General features: G+C 62.2%; 17 protein-coding genes. 8 read left to right on the forward strand and 9 right to left on the reverse strand.

The window, feature by feature from the left end; all coding sequences use genetic code 11:
* Positions 1-7 precede the first annotated feature (7 nt).
* Positions 8-2,335 carry a ComEC/Rec2 family competence protein gene (locus AC1DWZ_RS22865; protein ID WP_477171263.1) on the forward strand — a complete coding sequence of 776 codons (2,328 nt, stop codon included), beginning with the start codon at positions 8-10 and terminating at the stop codon, positions 2,333-2,335.
* Here AC1DWZ_RS22865 and lexA read toward each other — a convergent pair.
* Positions 2,292-3,032: a transcriptional repressor LexA gene (gene lexA / locus AC1DWZ_RS22870; RefSeq protein ID WP_477171264.1), complete on the reverse strand. Its 741-nt coding sequence runs from the start codon at positions 3,030-3,032 to the stop codon at positions 2,292-2,294. The two genes, AC1DWZ_RS22865 and lexA, sit on opposite strands and share 44 nt — an antisense overlap.
* 370 nt (positions 3,033-3,402) lie before the next feature.
* Here lexA and AC1DWZ_RS22875 point away from each other — a divergent pair, with 370 nt between their 5' ends.
* Positions 3,403-3,873 carry an aminoacyl-tRNA deacylase gene (locus tag AC1DWZ_RS22875; RefSeq protein ID WP_477171265.1) on the forward strand — a complete coding sequence of 157 codons (471 nt, stop codon included), beginning with the start codon at positions 3,403-3,405 and terminating at the stop codon, positions 3,871-3,873.
* 9 nt (positions 3,874-3,882) lie between these two features.
* Here the strand turns inward: AC1DWZ_RS22875 and AC1DWZ_RS22880 are convergent, their stop codons facing one another.
* From AC1DWZ_RS22880 to AC1DWZ_RS22900, 5 genes are read right to left on the reverse strand one after another with little or no spacing between them, the layout of a single operon-like run.
* Positions 3,883-5,100: a molybdopterin molybdotransferase MoeA gene (locus tag AC1DWZ_RS22880; RefSeq protein ID WP_477171266.1), complete on the reverse strand. Its 1,218-nt coding sequence runs from the start codon at positions 5,098-5,100 to the stop codon at positions 3,883-3,885.
* On the reverse strand, positions 5,100-5,576 hold the full coding sequence (moaC, locus tag AC1DWZ_RS22885) for a cyclic pyranopterin monophosphate synthase MoaC (RefSeq protein ID WP_477171267.1): 477 nt from the start codon (positions 5,574-5,576) through the stop codon (positions 5,100-5,102). The genes AC1DWZ_RS22880 and moaC overlap by 1 nt, the downstream gene beginning before the upstream one ends.
* Position 5,577: 1 nt before the next feature.
* Positions 5,578-6,402 (reverse strand): indole-3-glycerol phosphate synthase TrpC, encoded by an 825-nt coding sequence (gene trpC / locus AC1DWZ_RS22890; protein ID WP_477171268.1) that lies wholly within the window; start codon positions 6,400-6,402, stop codon positions 5,578-5,580.
* Entirely contained in the window at positions 6,399-7,445 is a 1,047-nt protein-coding gene (trpD, locus tag AC1DWZ_RS22895; RefSeq protein WP_477171269.1) for an anthranilate phosphoribosyltransferase, read from the reverse strand. Before trpD ends, trpC begins: the two co-directional genes overlap by 4 nt.
* Positions 7,442-8,044: an anthranilate synthase component II gene (locus tag AC1DWZ_RS22900; RefSeq protein WP_477171270.1), complete on the reverse strand. Its 603-nt coding sequence runs from the start codon at positions 8,042-8,044 to the stop codon at positions 7,442-7,444. The genes trpD and AC1DWZ_RS22900 overlap by 4 nt, the downstream gene beginning before the upstream one ends.
* 111 nt (positions 8,045-8,155) lie before the next feature.
* Here AC1DWZ_RS22900 and AC1DWZ_RS22905 point away from each other — a divergent pair, with 111 nt between their 5' ends.
* Genes AC1DWZ_RS22905 through AC1DWZ_RS22915 form a run of 3 tightly spaced genes read left to right on the forward strand, consistent with a single transcriptional unit; the run spans position 8,156 to position 11,852 of the window.
* Positions 8,156-10,021 carry a hypothetical protein gene (locus AC1DWZ_RS22905; protein ID WP_477171271.1) on the forward strand — a complete coding sequence of 622 codons (1,866 nt, stop codon included), beginning with the start codon at positions 8,156-8,158 and terminating at the stop codon, positions 10,019-10,021.
* Between the two features lie 2 nt (positions 10,022-10,023).
* Entirely contained in the window at positions 10,024-11,316 is a 1,293-nt protein-coding gene (locus AC1DWZ_RS22910) for a divergent polysaccharide deacetylase family protein (RefSeq protein WP_477171272.1), read from the forward strand.
* A gap of 14 nt (positions 11,317-11,330) precedes the next feature.
* The gene (locus AC1DWZ_RS22915; protein ID WP_477171273.1) at positions 11,331-11,852 is read left to right on the forward strand and encodes a GNAT family N-acetyltransferase; all 522 of its coding nucleotides are present in this window, start codon (positions 11,331-11,333) and stop codon (positions 11,850-11,852) included.
* A 7-nt stretch (positions 11,853-11,859) separates the two neighbouring features.
* On the opposite strand, the gene AC1DWZ_RS22920 is transcribed toward AC1DWZ_RS22915, so the two are convergent.
* From AC1DWZ_RS22920 to AC1DWZ_RS22930, 3 genes are read right to left on the reverse strand one after another with little or no spacing between them, the layout of a single operon-like run.
* On the reverse strand, positions 11,860-12,393 hold the full coding sequence (locus tag AC1DWZ_RS22920) for a PAS domain-containing protein (protein ID WP_477171274.1): 534 nt from the start codon (positions 12,391-12,393) through the stop codon (positions 11,860-11,862).
* 20 nt (positions 12,394-12,413) lie between these two features.
* Positions 12,414-13,928 (reverse strand): anthranilate synthase component I, encoded by a 1,515-nt coding sequence (trpE, locus tag AC1DWZ_RS22925; RefSeq protein ID WP_477171275.1) that lies wholly within the window; start codon positions 13,926-13,928, stop codon positions 12,414-12,416.
* 28 nt (positions 13,929-13,956) lie between these two features.
* Positions 13,957-15,843, reverse strand: a complete 1,887-nt coding sequence (locus AC1DWZ_RS22930; protein ID WP_477171276.1) for a peptidylprolyl isomerase — start codon at positions 15,841-15,843, stop codon at positions 13,957-13,959.
* 202 nt (positions 15,844-16,045) lie between these two features.
* Here AC1DWZ_RS22930 and tpiA point away from each other — a divergent pair, with 202 nt between their 5' ends.
* The 3 genes from tpiA to AC1DWZ_RS22945 all read left to right on the forward strand — a co-directional run bounded on the left by tpiA (position 16,046) and on the right by AC1DWZ_RS22945 (position 19,021).
* Positions 16,046-16,825: a triose-phosphate isomerase gene (tpiA, locus tag AC1DWZ_RS22935; protein ID WP_477171277.1), complete on the forward strand. Its 780-nt coding sequence runs from the start codon at positions 16,046-16,048 to the stop codon at positions 16,823-16,825.
* A gap of 79 nt (positions 16,826-16,904) precedes the next feature.
* Positions 16,905-17,312, forward strand: a complete 408-nt coding sequence (gene secG / locus AC1DWZ_RS22940; protein ID WP_477171278.1) for a preprotein translocase subunit SecG — start codon at positions 16,905-16,907, stop codon at positions 17,310-17,312.
* 80 nt (positions 17,313-17,392) lie between these two features.
* A complete protein-coding gene (locus tag AC1DWZ_RS22945; RefSeq protein WP_477171279.1) occupies positions 17,393-19,021 on the forward strand; it encodes a CTP synthase in 1,629 nt (542 codons plus the stop codon).
* Positions 19,022-19,038 lie beyond the last annotated feature (17 nt).

The raw sequence follows: 19,038 nt of genomic DNA on the forward strand, positions 1-19,038 counted from the left end.
GAGCATAATGTCCGCTGCCGATTTCCCGCAAAGACTAGGTCCCGCGCAAAGACTAGAAGAGTTTTTCGCTGCCCAGCGCCCCAACTGGCCGGGTTGGGCGGCGGTGGCGCTCGGCAGCGGGATTGCTCTCTATTTCAGCCTCGTGTTTGAGCCGCCTTTGTGGTGGGGACCGGCTCTCACCATCGCCGCCATCGCTTCGGTCTATGCCGTACGCAGGCAGCCTTTGCTCATGGTGGTTGCGGCTGGACTGGTTGCGGTGGCCATTGGCTTTTCGGTCGCCAGCTGGCGGGCGGAATGGGTGTCCGCACCGCAGCTCAATCGCTCGCTCTATCGGGCCGAGGTGACCGGGCGGGTGATCGAGATCGAACTCTATCCCGGCAGCTTGCGCGTGACGCTCGATCATCTGGCGATCAGCAGCGAAAAGACCGGGCAGCTGGCGCCAGATGTTTTGCCGGCGCGCGTCCGCATCAAGCTTGCCAAGGTGACGGATCAGATCCTGATCGGCGATTGGTTGAAGCTCAACGCCGATCTGCAGCCGCCAGCCCCACCGACGATCCCCGGTGGCTTCGATTTCCGCCGCCAGGCCTATTTCGAGCGGCTGGGCGGCGTCGGCTTTTCCTTGCAGGCGCCGGTCAAGATAGCCCCGGTGCAAGTCGGTTTTGCGCCGCTGGACAAGGTTCTCGCCTGGTTCGATGCGTTGCGCCTGACGATCGGCCAGCGCATCCAGGCTGAATTGCCGGGATCGACCGGCGCCATGGCGATGGCACTCATCGTCGGCAACCAGACGGCACTCCGCGCCGATGACGTCCAGGCGATGCGGGATTCTGGCCTGGCTCACCTCACCTCGATTTCGGGCCTCCATATCGGCTTGGCGGCCGGCATTTTCTTCTTCGGTCTGCGTGCCCTGCTGGCGCTGGTGCAGCCGGTCGCCCTGCGCTTTGATATCAAGAAATGGGCGGCGGTGATGGCGTTGGTTGGCGCCTTCTTCTATGCAGGACTTGCCGGCATGCCGGTGCCGACGCAGCGCGCGCTTGTCATGACCGGCGTTTTCTTCTGCGCCATCCTGCTCGACCGTTCGCCCATTTCGATGCGGGTCATCGCCTTCGCCGCGATCATCGTGTTGCTGGTGGCGCCGGAAGCATTGGTCGGCGCCAGTTTCCAAATGTCGTTTGCGGCCGTGCTGGGCCTCATCCGCGTATTTGATGGTGGGCGCACTCAGTTTGCCAATCTACGGCGCGTCGGCCGTGACGCACCGGACCTCACCGGCCGCATCATTGGCGCCGTTGAGCGTGGCGGCATCTGGCTTGGCACCCTGATGCTGACCAGTCTCATCGCCAGCCTGATGACGGCACCTTATGCCGCCTATCATTTCGACCGGCTGACGCTCTACGGCATTGCTGCAAATATGCTGGCTGTCCCCTTGACCGGCTTCTGGGTCATGCCGCTGGCCGTTCTGGCGCTGATCGCCATGCCGTTCGGCCTTGAGGATTGGCCGCTGCAGGCGATGGGCTGGGGCTGCGATCTCATCATCGACATTGCGCATTGGGTAGGGGATTGGCCCGGTGCCGTGGTGCTCATTCCGGCCCTGCCTGTTCTCGGCCTGCTGGTGATGAGTTTCGGTCTCATCTGGCTGTGCTTGATCATCGGCCGGCTGAAATGGCTGGGCCTTGCGCTACTGGGCGCGGGCTGCCTCACGCCGCTCACCACCCGTGCACCGGATATCCTGGCCTTCGCCGATGGCAAGAGCAGCCGGTTGGTGGCGGTGATGGACGCCGAAGGTCAATACCGTTTCAGCTCGACTCGTGCTGCCAAGATCCCAGCGGAAACCTGGCTGCGGCGAAATGCACAGGAAAAGCGCCTGCCGTTCCCGCAAGTGGCCGCCTTCGTGCCGCCGCTGGACAGCCACCAGCGCCGTATCGACGTCATGCATGGACCGGCCGCTACGGCTTTGCCATTGCCCGGCAGCAACGATACCTGCACGGCCGATTGGTGCCGCTTCGATACGCGCATGGGTTATGTGGCGGTGGCGTTGACAGAAGCGGGCGCAGAGCCAGCCTGTCAGGCATCAAAGCTGGTGATCAGCCTGGAGCCGATCGAGGGTTATTGCAAGTCAGCGGAACAGGTGATCGATTTCTTCGATCTCTGGCGCCGTGGCACCCATGCAATCTGGATTCATCGCGACGGTACATTCACGGTGCGGCGTGCTGCCGATGTCGGCGATAGGCCCTGGGCGCTGCAACGCTTTCCGAAACCGGCGCAGCCTGCTGAGACTGCGCCGGGTGACGGTGGTCTTAGTACTGACGCATCAGACCGATCAGGCGACCCTGGATCTTGACCCGGTCGGGCCCGAAGATGCGCGTCTTGTGATTGGGATTGGCGGGTTCCAGGGCAATGGAATCGCCCTTGCGGCGCAACCGCTTCAACGTGACTTCGTTATTGTCGACCAACGCCACGACGATGGTGCCGTTCTCAGCATTCTCACAACGTTCTATGAGGACGGTGTCGCCTTCATGAATGCCGGCGTCGATCATCGAATCGCCTTCGACCGACAGCGCATAATGTTCACCACGACCGAGCATGCCCGCAGGCACATCTACCGAATTGCTGTGATCGCGCAGCGCCTCGATGGGCGTGCCGGCTGCAATCTTGCCATAGAGCGGCAATTGCACGGTCTGTGCAGCCTGCGCCACAACGGCGCCGGGCAGAGTGGGCGTGAAATCACCATGGATGACGCTGGGTGTGAAGCCGCGCTTGGCGGGCTCGCGGTCAACGGCAGCCGGTGTCGCTGGCGCCGCCGATATCTTGCCGCCGACCTGATCCTCGGCGAGACGCATCACTTCAAGAGCCCGCGCACGGTGCGGCAGGCGTCGGATGAAGCCGCGTTCTTCAAGTCCGGTGATCAGGCGATGAACACCCGATTTCGACTTCAGGCCGAGGGCGTCCTTCATTTCGTCGAAGGAGGGCGACACACCGGTGTCGCCAAGTCGGTCCTGGATGAATTGCAGCAATTCCCGCTGTTTTCTCGTCAGCATGCCCGCTCAACCCCCTTGCAGTGTTACTGCCGGAACCCCACCCCAGTGAGGGCCGCCGGCCGGCCAAAATCGACCCGATTGTCCCGATACACCCGTCAGTCCTGGTCCAGAACCGACATATTGGGCCGGAACAAACGATCAACAACTACATATGTTCTAGTTTAGTTCATGATAATGTCAAGAGGTTACCCACAGGGTCCTTCTGACGGACGAGGCGACCACTCTCGCCGCAACATTAAGATTTTGCTCTTTTAAGTAGAATATTGCCTGGCCGGACTGCAGGTGCCATGGTGGCATTGCTTTGACAAGCGGCGCCTGGAGGAGAAGGATTGATCAGTCAAACCTGCTTCACTCAGGACGGAGGCTGGACATGACAATCGCACCTCGGCTGAAACAGCATCTCGATGGCAAGGGCATTCGTTACGACGTGGTCGCGCATCCGCATACGTCAACCAGCAGCTTTACCGCCCAATCGGCGCATATCCCTGGCACCAGGGTGGTCAAATCCGTCGTTGTGCATCACGAAATGGGCTACGCACTGGCGGTATTACCAAGTACCCATCGCGTGGAATTGGGCAGCCTGCAATCGGTCATGGACCGGCGGCTGGGCCTCGCCACGGAGCGCGAGATCGCAAGCATCTTTAGTGATTGTGAACCTGGGGCTGTGCCGCCGATTGGCGCTGCTTACGGTGTACCGGTCGTCCTTGATGAATGTATCGGTGACGAACCGGACCTCTATTTTGAGGGCGGCGATCATCGCAGCCTGATCCACGTCACCGACGAGGCTTTTCGGACGCTGACGCAGGGTGCCCAACGGGCGCGGTTCAGCCACCATAGCTGAGCGCGGATCTTAAAGGCTGAGACACCCACCGACGAGAGGCAGGATTTCCGTCATGTCGCCGGCCTGCGCCGCTGGCGCATGGGGCGGGCGGATAATCAACGCATCGGCTTGTGCGATGAGGGACAGCATGGCGCTATCCTGCTTCGGGAAGGGTGAGGCAATGAGGCTGCCGTCAGTGCCGCTGGTGAGCGTGGCGCGGAGATAATCCTGGCGCTGGTCGTTCGCCTTCAGTGCGACGCCGAGCTTCGCCATGGTTGGACCATTTTCGGAAACCACCCGTCCCAGCAGGCGATCGATCGCGGGGCGCAGGAACAGCGTCGCCGTCACCAGCGCGGAGACGGGATTGCCGGGCAGGCCAAGCACCGGCAAGGCGCCGAGTTCGCCGAACATCACCGGCTTGCCCGGCCGCATGGCGATCTTCCAGAAATCGAGCTTGGCGCCCTTATCCTTCAAGGCCTGCTGGATGAGGTCGAGTTCACCAACCGAGGCGCCACCGATCGTCACCAGCAGGTCGGCACCGCGCGCGCCATCGAGCGCCCGATGAAGATCGGTGAGATTGTCGCGCGCAATGCCAAGGTTGATCGGCTCACCGCCGCAGGCCGTGACCAAGGCTGCAAGACCGATGCCGTTGGAAGCGATGATCTGTGCAGGACCCAAGGGCTCGCCCGGATGTTGCAATTCATCGCCGGTCGACAGCAAAGCGATGCGCGGCCGGCGCGTGACCGTCACCGAGGGCCAGTTCATCGCAGCGGCCAACGCGACATCTCGCGCAGTGAGCAGGCGGCCCGCCTTGACGCCGATCTCGCCCAGGCGGAAATCGTTGCCGGCGGCACGCACGTGCTGACCCAGCGTGTTGCTGCCTTCGCGCACCATGACAGTGTCACCGTCGCGATCGCAATTTTCCTGGATGACGATACTGTCGGCACCTTGCGGCAGGATGGCGCCGGTGAAGATGCGGGCGGCCTGTCCAGCCTTCAGTATCAGCGCAGATGCGGTGCCCGCGGCAATGGTGCCAGTGACGGTAAGGCGTGCTGGTAGCTGCGCGATGTCGGCGGCGCGGACCGCATAGCCGTCCATCGCGGAGACGGCGGCCGGCGGCTGGCTCAATCTCGCCACCACGGGTTCGGCCAGTACGCGGCCGAGCGCTCGATCGATTCCGACTACTTCGCCGGCGAGTGGTGAGACACTCGCGAGAATGCGCTGGGTGGCCTCGGAAACAGGCAGCATTACGCGGCCTCAAAGGTGCCGGACTTGCCGCCGCTTTTGTGGACCAACCGGATATCGCCGATACGCATGCTCTTGTCGGCGGCCTTCACCATGTCATAGACCGTCAGGGCCGCTACCGAGACGGCGGTCAGCGCCTCCATCTCGACGCCGGTCTTGCCCACCAGCTTGCAGGTCGCCGTGATGTCGACGGCATTGCGCGCTTCGTCGAGCGCCAACTCGACCTTGACCGAAGTCAGCGCCAGGGGATGGCATAGCGGAATGAGGTCCGGCGTCCGCTTGGCGCCCATGATGCCGGCCAGTTGCGCCACCGTGAGAACGTCGCCTTTCTTGACGCCGCGGTCGCGGATGAGGGCCAGGGTCGCGGGCGCCATGTACACGGAACCCTTTGCAATTGCGACGCGTTCGCTGGCTTGTTTGTCCGAGACATCGACCATGCGGGCATTGCCGGATTCGTCGAAATGGGTGAGGTCTGACATCTCAGGCGGCCGAGTTGAGGGGCGCACGCGCGCCCAGCAGCGCACGTGTTGCTGCCGTCACATCCGCTTGGCGCATCAGGCTTTCGCCCACCAGGAAGATCGAGGCGCCGACGCGGTTCATGCGCTCAAGATCGGCGGTGACATAGAGGCCGCTTTCTGCGACCAGCAACCGGTCCTTAGGGGCCATCGCCGCCAATTGCTCGGTGGTCGCAAGATCGATGGCAAGCGTCTTGAGGTTGCGGTTGTTGACGCCAAGCAGGCGCGATTTCAGTTTGAGGGCGCGCGTCATTTCGTCGGCGTCATGCACCTCGACCAGCACATCCATGCCGAGCGTGAAAGCCAGGGCTTCCAGTTCCGCTGCCTGTACATCGTCAAGGCAGGCCATGATCAGCAGGATGCAATCGGCACCCAGCGCCCGCGATTCATAGATCTGATAGGGCGTCAGCATGAAATCCTTGCGCAAGGCCGGCAGATCGACTGCACGCCGTGCCGCGCCCAGATAATCATCATGGCCCTGGAAATAGGGCATGTCGGTAAGCACCGAAAGGCAGGTGGCACCACCGGCCCGGTAGGCTTTGGCGAGATTAGCCGGATCGAAATCCGCGCGGATCAGGCCCTTGGAAGGCGATGCTTTCTTGATCTCGGCGATGAGGCCGAAATGGCCGGCCTTGATCGTGCCCTCCAGCCGCTTCAGGAAACCGCGCGGCGGGTCCTGCACGAGGCTGGCTTCGGCGCGCGCGCGAATCTCGGCCAGCGGCACGCTTTGCTCACGCGCCGCAATATGCAGGCGCTTGTCGTCGCAGATGCGGGTCAGCACGTCGCTCATGACGCGGCAATCCCGTCGGCGCTGGTATTGGTGACACGGATCAGGGCTTCAAGCTTTTCGCGTGCGCGGCCGAAATCGAGCGCTTCGGCGGAAAGCTCCATGCCTTCTGCCATGTCCTTGGCCTTGCCAGCCACGATCAGGGCAGCTGCAGCATTGAGCCGCACGATATCGCGGTAGGGGCCGACTGCGCCGTCGAACAGGTCACGGAGCGCCTGAGCGTTCTGGGCTGGGTCGCCACCCTTGATCTCGTCGATCGTGGCACGCGGCAGATCGAACTGCTCGGGCGCAATCTCGAACTCGCGAAGCTGACCATCGCGCAGCTCGACCACATAGGTAGGCGCGGTGGTGGTGATCTCGTCCAGCCCGTCGCCGCCATGAACCAGCCAGGCATGCTCGGTACCGAGCGACTTCAAGGCATTGGCCATCGGCAGCAGCCATTGGCGCGAATAAACGCCGATCAGCTGGCGCTTGACGCCGGCCGGGTTCGACATCGGGCCCATCAGGTTGAAAATCGTGCGCGTACCCAATTCGACCCGGCTGGGGCCAACATGGCGCATGGCGCTGTGATGCTTTTGCGCCCATAGGAAGCTGGTGCCCACTTCGAACAAAGCATGTTCCAGCACTTTCATGTCAGCGTCGATGTTGACACCCAGCGTCGCCAGGATATCGGCGGCACCGCTCTTGGAGGAGGCAGCCTTGTTGCCGTGCTTGGCGACAGTGACGCCGCAGGCGGCACAGACGAAGGCAACGGCGGTTGAAATATTGAGGGTACCGGCACCATCACCGCCGGTACCGCAGACATCGATGGCGCCCTGCGGCGCCTGGATGCGGGTCATCTTCTCGCGCATCACGCTGACAGCGCCGGTGATTTCATCCACCGTCTCGCCGCGCACGCGCAATGCCATCAGGAAGCCGCCGATCTGGGTCGGTGTCGCTTCGCCGGTCATGATGATGTTGAAGGCTGTCTCAGCTTCCGCCCGCGAGAGTGATTTACCCTGGGCGACGACGGCAATGAGCCCCTTGAGATCGGTGTTGGAGCTCACTGCAGGACCTTTGGCGTGTTGAGCTTGTTGAGCCCGGCGGACGTCAGAAAGTTACCCAGCAGTTTGTGGCCGTGTTCGGAGGCGATGCTTTCAGGATGAAACTGCACCCCCGCGATGGGCAACGACTTATGGGCGAGCCCCATGATCGTGCCATCCTCGGTCTCGGCCGTGATTTCGAGTTCCGCCGGCAGCGAATCACGCTCGACCACCAGCGAATGGTACCGTGTGGCCGCGAAGTTGTTGGGCAGGTCCAGGAACACACTTTTGTTGCGATGGCTGACATTCGACATCTTGCCGTGCATCGGCTTGTTGGCGCGCACCACCTTGCCGCCGAACGCCTGGCCGATCGCCTGATGGCCCAGGCACACGCCAAGGATCGGAATCTTGCCTGCAGCGCCCTTGATCAGGTCGAGGCAGATCCCGGCGCGATCCGGGTCACAGGGGCCTGGCGACAGGATGATTCCCTGCGGCGCTTTGGCCATGACCTCGGCGACCGAGATCTGGTCATTGCGGTAGACTTCGATCTCCGCCCCCAACTCGCCCAGATAATGGTACAGGTTGTAGGTGAAGCTATCGTAATTATCGATTAGTATGAACATCTTAGTCATCCGCGCGCGCCAAAGGTGAGCGAGTTTAGCAGGGGTGTCGCTGGAACGGAAGATTCGGGGGCTGGGTTGTAAGAGATGCGCTGGCAGGGATTGAGAACCGGGATGACCATCACCGACATGCTGAGCACGGCTGTCTTGGTGGTACCGCTTTTGCTGCTGGCCATGACCGGTAATTGGTGGGGCGTGTCCCCGTTGAAGCCGATTTTGAAGTTCATCTGGCTGCCCTTCGCGCTGGCGGGTGTTGTGCAGTTCGGCTTCGGCTTCCCGCTCTACGGGCGCACGCTGCTCAATCTGCTCCGCCTGCGGGTTGATGCGAATACGCTCGCTGTCACGGGAGCCAGCGCCGCCTTCGCCCTGGCATTCTGGGAATTCCGGCATCTGACAATTCCAGCCGATCCGGAGGCGTTGCTGATCATCTGGCGGGATGCAGCGCTCGGCGCCAGTCTGGTGGCGGTCGTCCTGTTGGGCGAGATCGCACAGCGCAGCGCTCGCCAAGTGCCGGCACCACCGCGCACCTTGGCGGTCCGGGGCCGACTTGTCATTGAACCGGGTGCATTTATCCCATGTGATGGAGTCGTGCTGGAGGGGGTAAGCGAGATCCAGGATCCTGCCGGCGCCGACGATGTCTTTCCCATCATCGTAAAGACCGGCACGCGGGTGCATGCAGGTGCACGAAATGGCGACGGGGCACTGACCATCCAGTCGGTGGGGAGCGCACCGGCAAATGTCCTCACGGCCATCGATCGGCGTCGGCCAGACCGCGTGCAAAGGATCGTCAACTGGACCGCCTGCTTGATGCTCATTGTCGCTCTCGGTGTGGCGGCCTGGCGCCATGTGCATGCCGTGGCTGGGCAAGATGCTGTTGCCGATGCCTTGCGCCTCATCGCCATGGCGACACCACTTGGCATCGGGCTGGTGCTGGCGGCACCGGCCTCGGAAGTCCTCGGCGCGGCGCTGCGCCTGGGTATCGACATTCGCGACGTTGCCATTCTTGACCGGCTGCGGCGGGTCGGCGCGGTCGTCGTAGGGCATCGCGGTGTTCTGGTGCCCGACCGTTTGCGGCTGATCTCCGCGCAATGCGTCGAAGGCATTTCAGGCAGTGATCTTATCAGGCGCGTGGCGGCAGTGGCGCAACTCGGCCACGAGCCTTGGGGCAAAGCGGTACTCGAATTTGCCGTCGGCTATCGCATGCGTCTCAAAACCGCCACCGACTATAAGGCCAGTGTCGGCGAAGGAATCACGGCGCATATCGACGGGCAGCAGACGATCTTCGGCACGCGGGAGTTTGTGGAAAGCCGCGGCGTGTCATGCCTGCCGCTCAATGACGCAGCCAAGCTTGCCATCAGCCAGGGACGACGTTTGCGATGGGTTGCCGAGGCGACCCCGGCACGGCGTGTCATCGGCTTCATTTCGTTTGGTGCGCCCACGCTGTCAGGTGCGGCCGAAGCCACGAAGAATCTGCACCGGTTGGGCCTCAAGACGGCGTGGCTTGCACAAACTGGTGATCCGGCGCATCTGGCTCTGGCCAAGCATCTCAAGATCGACCGTGTGATCTCTGAACAGCCTGAAGACGTCGTGGAGGGACTAACCAATCTGCGCAACAAACACGGGCCGCTCCTGCTGGTAACGGCGGACGCCGTGCCGGATGGCCTTGCGGCGGGTGACGTCGTGCTGCCGTTCGGCCAGCGGATCGTCGAACAATTGCCTGGCAGTGCGCTGGCGACGGCAAGGCATGATCCGCGGCTGATTGTCGACTTGCTCAGCCTTGCCGCGCGGCATCGTCAGGTCGTCCTGGCCAACGCCGTCGTTGCCTTCGGGACGGCCGTCATACTGGCTTTCTTTCCAAGACTTCTCGGTGCGCACAGCGATCTTGCCAGTTACGAAGTTGCCATTGTGCTAATCCTCGCCATGTCCTCGCTCGGCTTGCGCGCCGTGCCGACGACCGCTAATGAGGTCGACGAGGAGTAAGCATGGCACCCCGCAAAAAATCATCCAAACCAAAGGCTCGAAGAGCGAGACGTCCACGGCGGCCGGCGCGGCGCAATGGGCTGCTGGCCTCGCTGAAATCCTTGTTGGGCAGCATTCCGATCGGGCCGGCTTTGTTTGCCATCGGCATCGGGCTTGGTTTTGGCATCGGGCTGGCGCTGACGACCATGGCGCCGACGCTGCTGAGCCGTATCGAGCAAGAGATCAGTCCACCGGTCAAAATCACCAAAGCCGACAAGAAGGCGCCCGCCGCCGTCGCAGCTCAACCACCCAAGCTCGTCGAGAAATCGGCACCAACCGTGGCAGCGGCCCCGCCACCCGCTGTGCCGCCACCTGCAGCACCGCCGCCAGCGGCGGCAGTACCTGCGACAGGGGCTGCCGCCGATGCGGATATTTCTGCGCCAGAAATATCGGCAACTGTTCCGGCTATGGCGGAGGAGGGGGCGCATCAGTCGGCCGCGGTCACGGCTTTGCCGCCTGACGAACCGCTGGCCACTGGCCAGCCGCAGGTCGCAGCGCTACCCAGTCCTGCCGACAAGGAACCGGRATTGCCGGCCTGGCTGCAAAATTCCGTGGCGTCGCGGGATCCCGGTGACCGGCCGATGATTGCCATCGTGCTCGATGATGTTGGCGTGGCACCGCAGCATGCGGAAATGGCCATCGCGCTGCCGGCGCCGATTGTGCTTTCGATCATGACCTATGCGAAGAATGCTGCGGCCCTCGCCCGTGAGGCCCATGCCAAGGGGCATGAGATCATGGTCCATATGCCGATGCAGCCGATGAACGATGCGATCAGCGCTGGGCCGAATGCTCTGACGGTCGGGATGGATGCCAAGGAAATCCAGCGACGCCTGGATTGGGGGCTCGACCGGCTGGCAGGCTATGTTGGCTTCAACAACCACATGGGCAGTCGCTTCACGCAGGACGCGGCGGGCATGCGCGTCGTGCTCGCCGAAGCGAAGCGCCGCGGCCTGCTGTTTCTCGATTCCAAGACCATTGCCGGCAGCGTGGGCGATACGCTGGCGGCCCAGATGGGGGTCACGCATATCGCCCGTGATGTCTTCCTCGATGATGATATGAGCGAAGCAGCCGTGGCCCGGCAATTGGCCCATGCTGAAGCGATCGCCCGCAAGCAAGGCTATGCCGTTGCCATCGGGCACCCCCACCCAGCGACGATTGCCGTCTTGAAGCGCTGGCTTGTCGATGCAAAGGCGCGTGGCTTTGCCATCGTGCCCTTGACCACCATCATTAAGAAGCGCGAGGGTGTTGCTGGATAAAGCGGAGAGGGCAGATGCGGTTTGATAATCAATATTATCCTGGGATCGTCGCCGATATTCTCGGCGCCCATGCGCGCTATTACGCGCAAACTTGGTCATTCGGGTTGAAGTTCGAGGCCAAAGTGGCCGCCGACCTGGCCGGCTTCATCTTGAACATGGACACCAGCCAGGATCTTTTGCTGACGGCCAAGCGGCCGGACGAACGGTTCCTGGGGTCGATCGTCATCGACGGCAGCGACTATGGCGGTCGCGGCGCACACCTGCGCTGGTTCATCGTGGCACCTGAAGCGCAGCGCACTGGCCTTGGCAAGCAATTGCTCGACCGCGCCATCGGCTTTTGCCGGGAACGCGGCTATTACCGGCTCTATCTCTACACTTTTGCCGGCCTGGATTCGGCCCGCCGGCTTTACGAGCAGGCTGGTTTCAAACTGGTGGAAGAGCAGGAAGCGAACACTTGGGGGCGGCCCATGCGCGAGCAGCGCTTTGAGGCCGAGTTTCTGCCCGGGGACCCCTTCGAGAATTCCGAAGGCGGCTGATCGCGTGTCACTTGCCTGTGGGCTTCCAGGGTCCGTAGCCGAGCCCTGTGTCGGACTGGGCGATATCGTCCGGTCGGCTGCTGCCTTCATAATCCTCGATGGCAATGCATCGGTCGACTGTGTTGCCGTCGCTCGATAAAGGGAATATCGAGCCGTAGACGATGAGCGTGTTGCCGAACTTCGTCTTCAGCGTGTCCTTGGAGTAGGTCGGCCGCTTCTGCTCGCAGACCATGCGATATTCCTTGATCAGCTCCACCCGGACGTCTTCGGAATATTCGGTGATCTCATCGAGATAACGCCCGGTCAGTTCATGCCGGAAGGCCACGGCCTTGGTGCCGACCAGCCGGTAGAACACGCGGAACGGCGCCTGTTCGATGGAGATGACGAAAATGTTCGGCAGGATCGCGCGCATTTCAGCGGGATCGATATCCTGCCAGCTGGGCATGACCCGGTCACCACGCTTGGTGGTCCAGATGCTATGAAACCGCCGCACGATGGGTGAGGTCACCTGGTCGAAGGGTATGTCGAGCTCGATCAGCATGGACCCCGCCTTAGACCTGTCTATCTGTTGCGGCTGCCACTCTGCGCAAAAAGAACCGCTTCCTGGGCAGCGCGGATAAGGGCCCGCGCCTTGTGGTGGCATTCCTGGAACTCGCTCTCGGCCACGGAATCATTGACGATGCCCGCACCCGCCTGGACATACATCGTGCCGTCCTTGATCACGGTGGTGCGCAGTGCGATGCAGGTATCCATCGACCCGTCGGCAGCGAAATAACCGATAGCACCGCCGTAAACGCCACGGCGTTCCGGCTCCAATTCCTCGATGATCTCCATCGCCCGCACCTTCGGTGCACCGGAGACGGTGCCGGCCGGGAAGCCTGCCATCAGCGCATCCATGGCATCGTATTTGGCGTCGATCTTACCTTCGACGTTTGAGACGATGTGCATGACATGGCTGTAGTTTTCGATCTGGAATTTCTCGGTGACCCGGATCGACCCGATCTCGGCCACGCGACCGACATCGTTGCGCCCCAGATCGAGCAGCATGAGATGCTCCGACAGTTCCTTCTCGTCGGCCAGCAGGTTGGCGGCATTGGCCTTGTCTTCCTCGGGCGTCTTGCCACGCGGCCTAGTGCCGGCGATCGGTCGGATCGTGACCTGATCATCGCGCAGCCGCACCAGGATTTCCGGACTGGAGCCGATGATGGTAAAGCCGCCAAGGTCCAGGAAAAATAGGAAGGGCGAAGGATTTAGCCTCCGCAAGGAACGGTAAAGTGCGAACGGCGGCAGCTTGAAGGGCAGGGAGAAACGCTGCGACAGAACCACCTGGAAGATGTCGCCGGCAAGGATGTATTCCTTGGCCTTTGCCACCATCTCGCCGAAATATTCCCGCGTCATGTTCGACTTGGGCTCGGGCAGGTCGGCAAGATCCGCGGCACCTGCCTGCTGCGGCAAGGCGCGATCGAGGTCGGCTACGATATCGTTCAGCCGCTCCAGCGCCTGGTTGTAGGCGGCACGTGCCGTAAGGCCATCCGTGTTCCAGACCGGAGTCACGATGGTGAGCGAATCTTCTACATTGTCGAATATGGCGATCAATGTCGGGCGCAGGAAGATGCTGTCGTGAAGGCCGAGATTGTCCGGTTTCAAGTCCGGCAATTTCTCGACCTGGCGGATCATGTCATAGCCCAGATAGCCGAAGAGGCCGGAGGCCATCGGCGGCAGTCCGGCCGGGACCGCGATCCGGCTTTCCTTGATCAGCGCGCGCAGGGACTGAAGGGCAGGCGCCTGTTCCGCCACGAATTTGTCGGGTTCGAAACGGGCGTTGCGGTTGATCTCGGCAGCATTGCCGCGGCAGCGCCAGATGACATCCGGCTTCAGGCCGATGATCGAATAGCGCCCGCGGACGGCGCCGCCTTCGACCGATTCCAGCAGGATCGAGTTGGCCCTGCCATCGGCCAGCTTGAGCATCACCGAGATCGTGGTTTCGAGGTCTGCGATCAACCTTGTCCATACAAGTTGCGGCCGGCCGGCTTCATGGCCTGTGGCAAATCGCTCGAATTCCGGTTCCACCTTCATGATCGATATCCCGCATCTAGTGAGCTGCTTATTGGTCCGGCTGATCGATCAACCTTTGCCACTGCTCGTCGTCGCGTTCGACGGGGATCTCGCTCTTCAAGGCGTCATAGAATTGCTGTTGCACGTCGCCGCCCAGGGACTGGGCGACGCGCTCGGTCAGCTGTTTCACATCGTCGGCATGTGTCTCGGGTGCCGCCGGAATGATACCGGTCAGGCGCGCCACGATTGGTCCGCTGGGGCCATCGCCGATCGTCAGTTCGCCAGTCTTCAGCTTGAATAAAGCCTGCGCCAAAGCAGCGTCGACGCCGTTCTCGGCATCGCCTTCGCCGCGGGAGAACGGCTTGCTGACGGTCATGGTGAGGCCGAGCGCAGTCGCTTCGGCACTGAGGTCACCGCCCGCTTTCAGCTTGTCGACCAGGGCCTGTGCCTTGGCTTTGGCGAGCTCAGCCTGCTTGCCGGCGATCCAATCCTGGGTGACCTGATCCTTGACCACGTCGAGCGGCTTCACGGCCGGCTCGGTAACGCCGGTCACCTGGGCCACAGCGTAGGACCCGTCATTGAGGGCCGTGATATCGCCGGGGTCGCCGACCTCGGTGTTGAAGATCAGGCTGACAGCATCGGCGGGGATACCAAGATCGTTGCCGGCGGCATCCTTGCCGGTGGCGTCGATGGCATCCACTTTCTGGAACTTCAGCTGCAGTTTCGTGGCGGCATCTTGCAAGGTGGCGCCACCGGCCAATTCGTCCTGCAACTGCTCGCGGACCGTTTCCATGGCGTCTGCGGCGCGGCCAAGCGCCAGCGTGTTGCGGATCTCGCCCTTCACGTCTTCGAGTGTCTTGGTCGAGCCGGGGATGATCGACTGCACATGAACCACATGCAGGCCGAAAGGGCTCTTCAGCGGATCAGAAACAGCATCGGCCGCCAGCGCAAAGACCTTGTCGGCAATGTCGGCCGGCAATTTGTCCTTGGTGATCTGACCCAGGGCAACCGGATCGCCGCCGGTCGCTTCCTTGACGGCGTCGGCGAACGCCTTGCCGCCTTTGACGGCAGTGACGATCTTGTCGGCCACGGCCGGGTCCTGGACCACGGCCTGCTCGACGTCGCGGATCTCGGGGGTCGAGAACTCGGCTTTGCGTGAATCATATTCCTGCTGGATTTCGTCATCCGTGACCGTCACGTCCTGGACGAAATCGGCGGGCGCCATCTGCACGAGCAGGGCAGCACGATATTCCGGCGCCTTGTAATTGTCGGCGTGATCTTCATGCCATTTCTTCAAGGCGGCATCGTCCGGTGTCCCGGCATCGGTGATCGAGGCGGTCGGGATGGTCAGGATCTCCGCCGTCCGCTGTTCCTGGGTATAGAGATAGACCGCGCGGACCAGCGGTTCCGGCGCCTGGACGGCGCCCATCATGGCAACCAGGATCTGGTTGGCGCGCAGCTGACCGCGGATCGTCTCGACATACTGTGCTTCGCTCTGGCCCAATTGGCGGAGGACATATTCAAAGCGGGCGCGGTCGAACTGGCCGGTCTGGTTGGCAAAATCGGGATCGGCCTCGATGTACTGGATGGCGGCCGATTGCGGCACGTCGATGCCGAGCTTTTCGCCATAGGCCTGGAGCAGCCCCTTGCTCTCGGCCTGATCGACCAGGCGCTTGGCGCCGCCGAAAGCTGCGAACATGGCCGGCGTCACCTGAACGCCCTGGATCTGCGAGAGGCGTTGCAGCGACAGCTTCAGTTCCCGGTCGAAATCGGTCTGGGTGTATTCGAAGTTCTTGCCGATCTTGAGAATCGGCCGGGCGGCCTTGGCGCCGCGGAAGACGTCGCCAATACCCCAAACGGCAAACGCCGCGATCAAGAGCGCGAAGAGCGCTTTGACAACCCAGGAGCGTGCGTGTTTGCGAATGGAAGTGAGCATGGTCCCCGACTAACCTGTTTCTATGCCGGGAAAAAATGCGCCCAGCCTTGCTGATATGCCCCTTTTTGGGGCGGCGCGCATCATAGGGAGCCCCCCGGGGTGGGGCAAGGCCCGGAATCCGCCACATTGGCGGGTCCCGGCGCGCATGTTATACGGCCTCGGCACCAGCGATTATCTTAAGACGGGAAGGGCGCAAGACCAGATGACGACCCCAGCTATTCGGCCCCTGGTGGCCGGCAATTGGAAAATGAACGGGACGCTGGCCATGGCTGCCAGCCTGGTGGGGGATATCCATGCCCGGCATCGCCAGGCGGCACTGAAAGTCGATCTGCTGCTCTGCCCGCCTTATCCCTATTTGGCTGCGGTCGGGGGCCTCCTGGGCGGAACGGGAATCGGCCTGGGTGCGCAGGATTGCCACACTGCGGCCTCCGGCGCCCATACCGGCGATGTGTCGGCGGCGATGCTGGCGGACCTTGGCTGCCGCCAGGTGATTCTGGGCCATTCCGAGCGCCGGGCCGATCATGGCGAAAGCTCCGCCCTGGTCGCAGCAAAGGCCAAGGCCGCGCTGGCCGCTGGCCTTGTCGCCATCATCTGTGTGGGCGAGACCGAGGCTCAGCGGAATGCGGGCGAAGAGAAAAAAATCGTTGAAAATCAGATCATTGAATCGATTCCCGCAGAGGCGTCGGCCGCGAATCTGGTGATTGCCTATGAGCCGGTCTGGGCGATTGGGACGGGCAAGACACCGACGGCACAGGATGTCGAGATCATGCATCGGCACATCCGGGCCCTGCTGGCTGCCCGAGTCCCTGGCGGGGCCGGGGTGCGCATCCTATATGGTGGGTCGGTGAAGCCGTCGAATGCGGCTGAGCTGATGGCGGTGCCGGAGGTAAACGGTGCCCTGGTAGGCGGCGCCAGCCTCAAAGCTGAGGATTTCTGGGCCATTGCCGAGGGTGCTGCCCGGAGCGCGGTCGGTGTGGGCTAATTTGGCGCTGGTCATTCCGATCGAAAACCGCTAGAACCCGCGCCGAATTACGACATTTCAAGAACTTGCGAGCACGTCCATGCTGGGAGCCCTGTTCCCGATCGTCCTGGCGATTCACGTCATCATTACGGTCTTCCTTATCGGCATCATCCTGACTCAGAAGAATGAGGGCGGGATGGGTGGCCTTGGCGGTGGCGCCTCTGGCGGCATGGCGGGCTTTTTGTCCGGCCGCGCCCAGGCAAACCTGCTGACCAAAACCACGCGTTGGCTGGCCTTGGGCTTCTTCTGCACCAGCCTGTTCCTGGCATTCTCGGACAGCCATCGCACCACGAGCCAACCGCTGGTCGGTGCTGCGCCGGCGGCGACCACGGCGCCTGCCGCCCCTGCTGGCGACGCACCTGCCACCGGTGATTCGGGCAACGCCAGCACGACAGTACCCGCCCAGCCCGCTGCGCCGGTCGAACCGGCCGCGCCGTCCGGCCAATAAACCATGCCAATTCAGGGTCTTGCACCGGCAGCGATAGAGCGCTTGCCGGAAGGCCCCGACTCGTTCCATAAGGACCTCCCATGACGCGATTTATTTTTATCACCGGCGGCGTGGTCTCCTCTCTCGGCAAGGGTCTTTCGTCAGCAGCACTCGGTGCTTTGCTGCAGGCGCGGGGATTCAAGGTCCGATTGCGTAAGCTCGACCCCTATATCAACGTTGATCCGGGCACGATGAGCCCTTATCAGCATGGCGAAGTCTATGTGACTGATGACGGGGCCGAAACCGACCTCGACCTTGGCCACTACGAGCGCTTTACCGGCATCTCCAGCCGCCGCTCGGACAGTGTCACCACGGGGCGCATCTATTCAGACGTGATCGCCAAGGAGCGCCGCGGAGACTATCTGGGCGCCACCATCCAGGTCATTCCGCATGTGACGGATGCCATCAAGGATTGGATCAAGGCCGATATCACCGACGAGGATTTCATCCTCTGCGAGATCGGCGGCACGGTCGGCGACATCGAAAGCCTGCCTTTCCTGGAAGCCATCCGCCAGTTCGGCAACGAGGTCGGCCGCGAGCGGGCGATGTTCGTGCATTTGACGCTGGTGCCCTGGATTCCGGCGGCTGGCGAACTGAAGACCAAGCCCACCCAGCATTCGGTCAAGGAACTGCAATCGGTCGGTATCCAGCCCGATATCCTGCTGTGCCGCTGCGACCGCGAAGTGCCGGCCGAAAGCCGCCGCAAGATCGCGCAGTTCTGCAACGTTCGGCCCTCAGCCGTGATCCAGGCGCTCGATGTCGATACGATCTATGCCGTGCCTGGCGCCTATCATGCCGAGGGCTATGACGACGAAGTACTGCGCCACTTCAACCTCAATGCCCCGGCACCAGACCTCTCGCGCTGGGATTCGGTGGTCAACCGCATCCGCCAGCCGGAAGGCGAAGTGACCATCGCTATCGTTGGCAAGTACACGTCCCTGCTGGATGCCTACAAATCGCTCGCCGAAGCACTACGCCATGGCGGCATCAGCAACCATGCCAAGGTGAACCTCAACTGGATCGACAGCGAGGTCTTCGAGCGCGAAGACGCTGTCCAGCATCTGGAAGGGGTCCATGGCATCCTGGTCCCTGGTGGGTTCGGTGAACGTGGCTCGGAAGGCAAGATCCAGGCAGCTCGTTTCGCCCGCGAGCGCAAGATTCCCTATTTCGGCATTTGCTTTGGCATGCAGATGGCGGTGATCGAGGCAGCGCGGCACTTGGCCGGCGTCACCAAGGCCGGTTCGACCGAGTTTGGCCCTTCCGAGGAGCCGGTGGTCGGCCTGATGACCGAATGGGTGCGCGGGAATGTGCTGGAAAAGCGCGCCAAGGACGGCGATCTGGGTGGCACCATGCGCCTTGGCGCCTATGAATGCCATTTGGCCAAGGATTCACTGGTGTCGCATATCTATGGCGATAAGCTCACCATCAGCGAACGCCATCGCCATCGCTATGAAGTGAACTACAACTACAAAGAACGGCTGGAGCAGGTCGGTCTCAAATTCTCCGGCATGTCGCCGGATGGCGTGCTGCCTGAGATCGTGGAGATCCCCGACCATCCGTGGTTTGTCGGTGTGCAGTTCCATCCGGAACTGAAATCGCGCCTTTTTGAGCCACATCCGTTGTTCGTGTCATTCATCGAGGCGGCGGTCCAGCAGTCGCGTCTGGTTTGATTGATGGCTAAACTGCT

The organism is Dongia sp. P2_B8, from assembly GCF_056404715.1.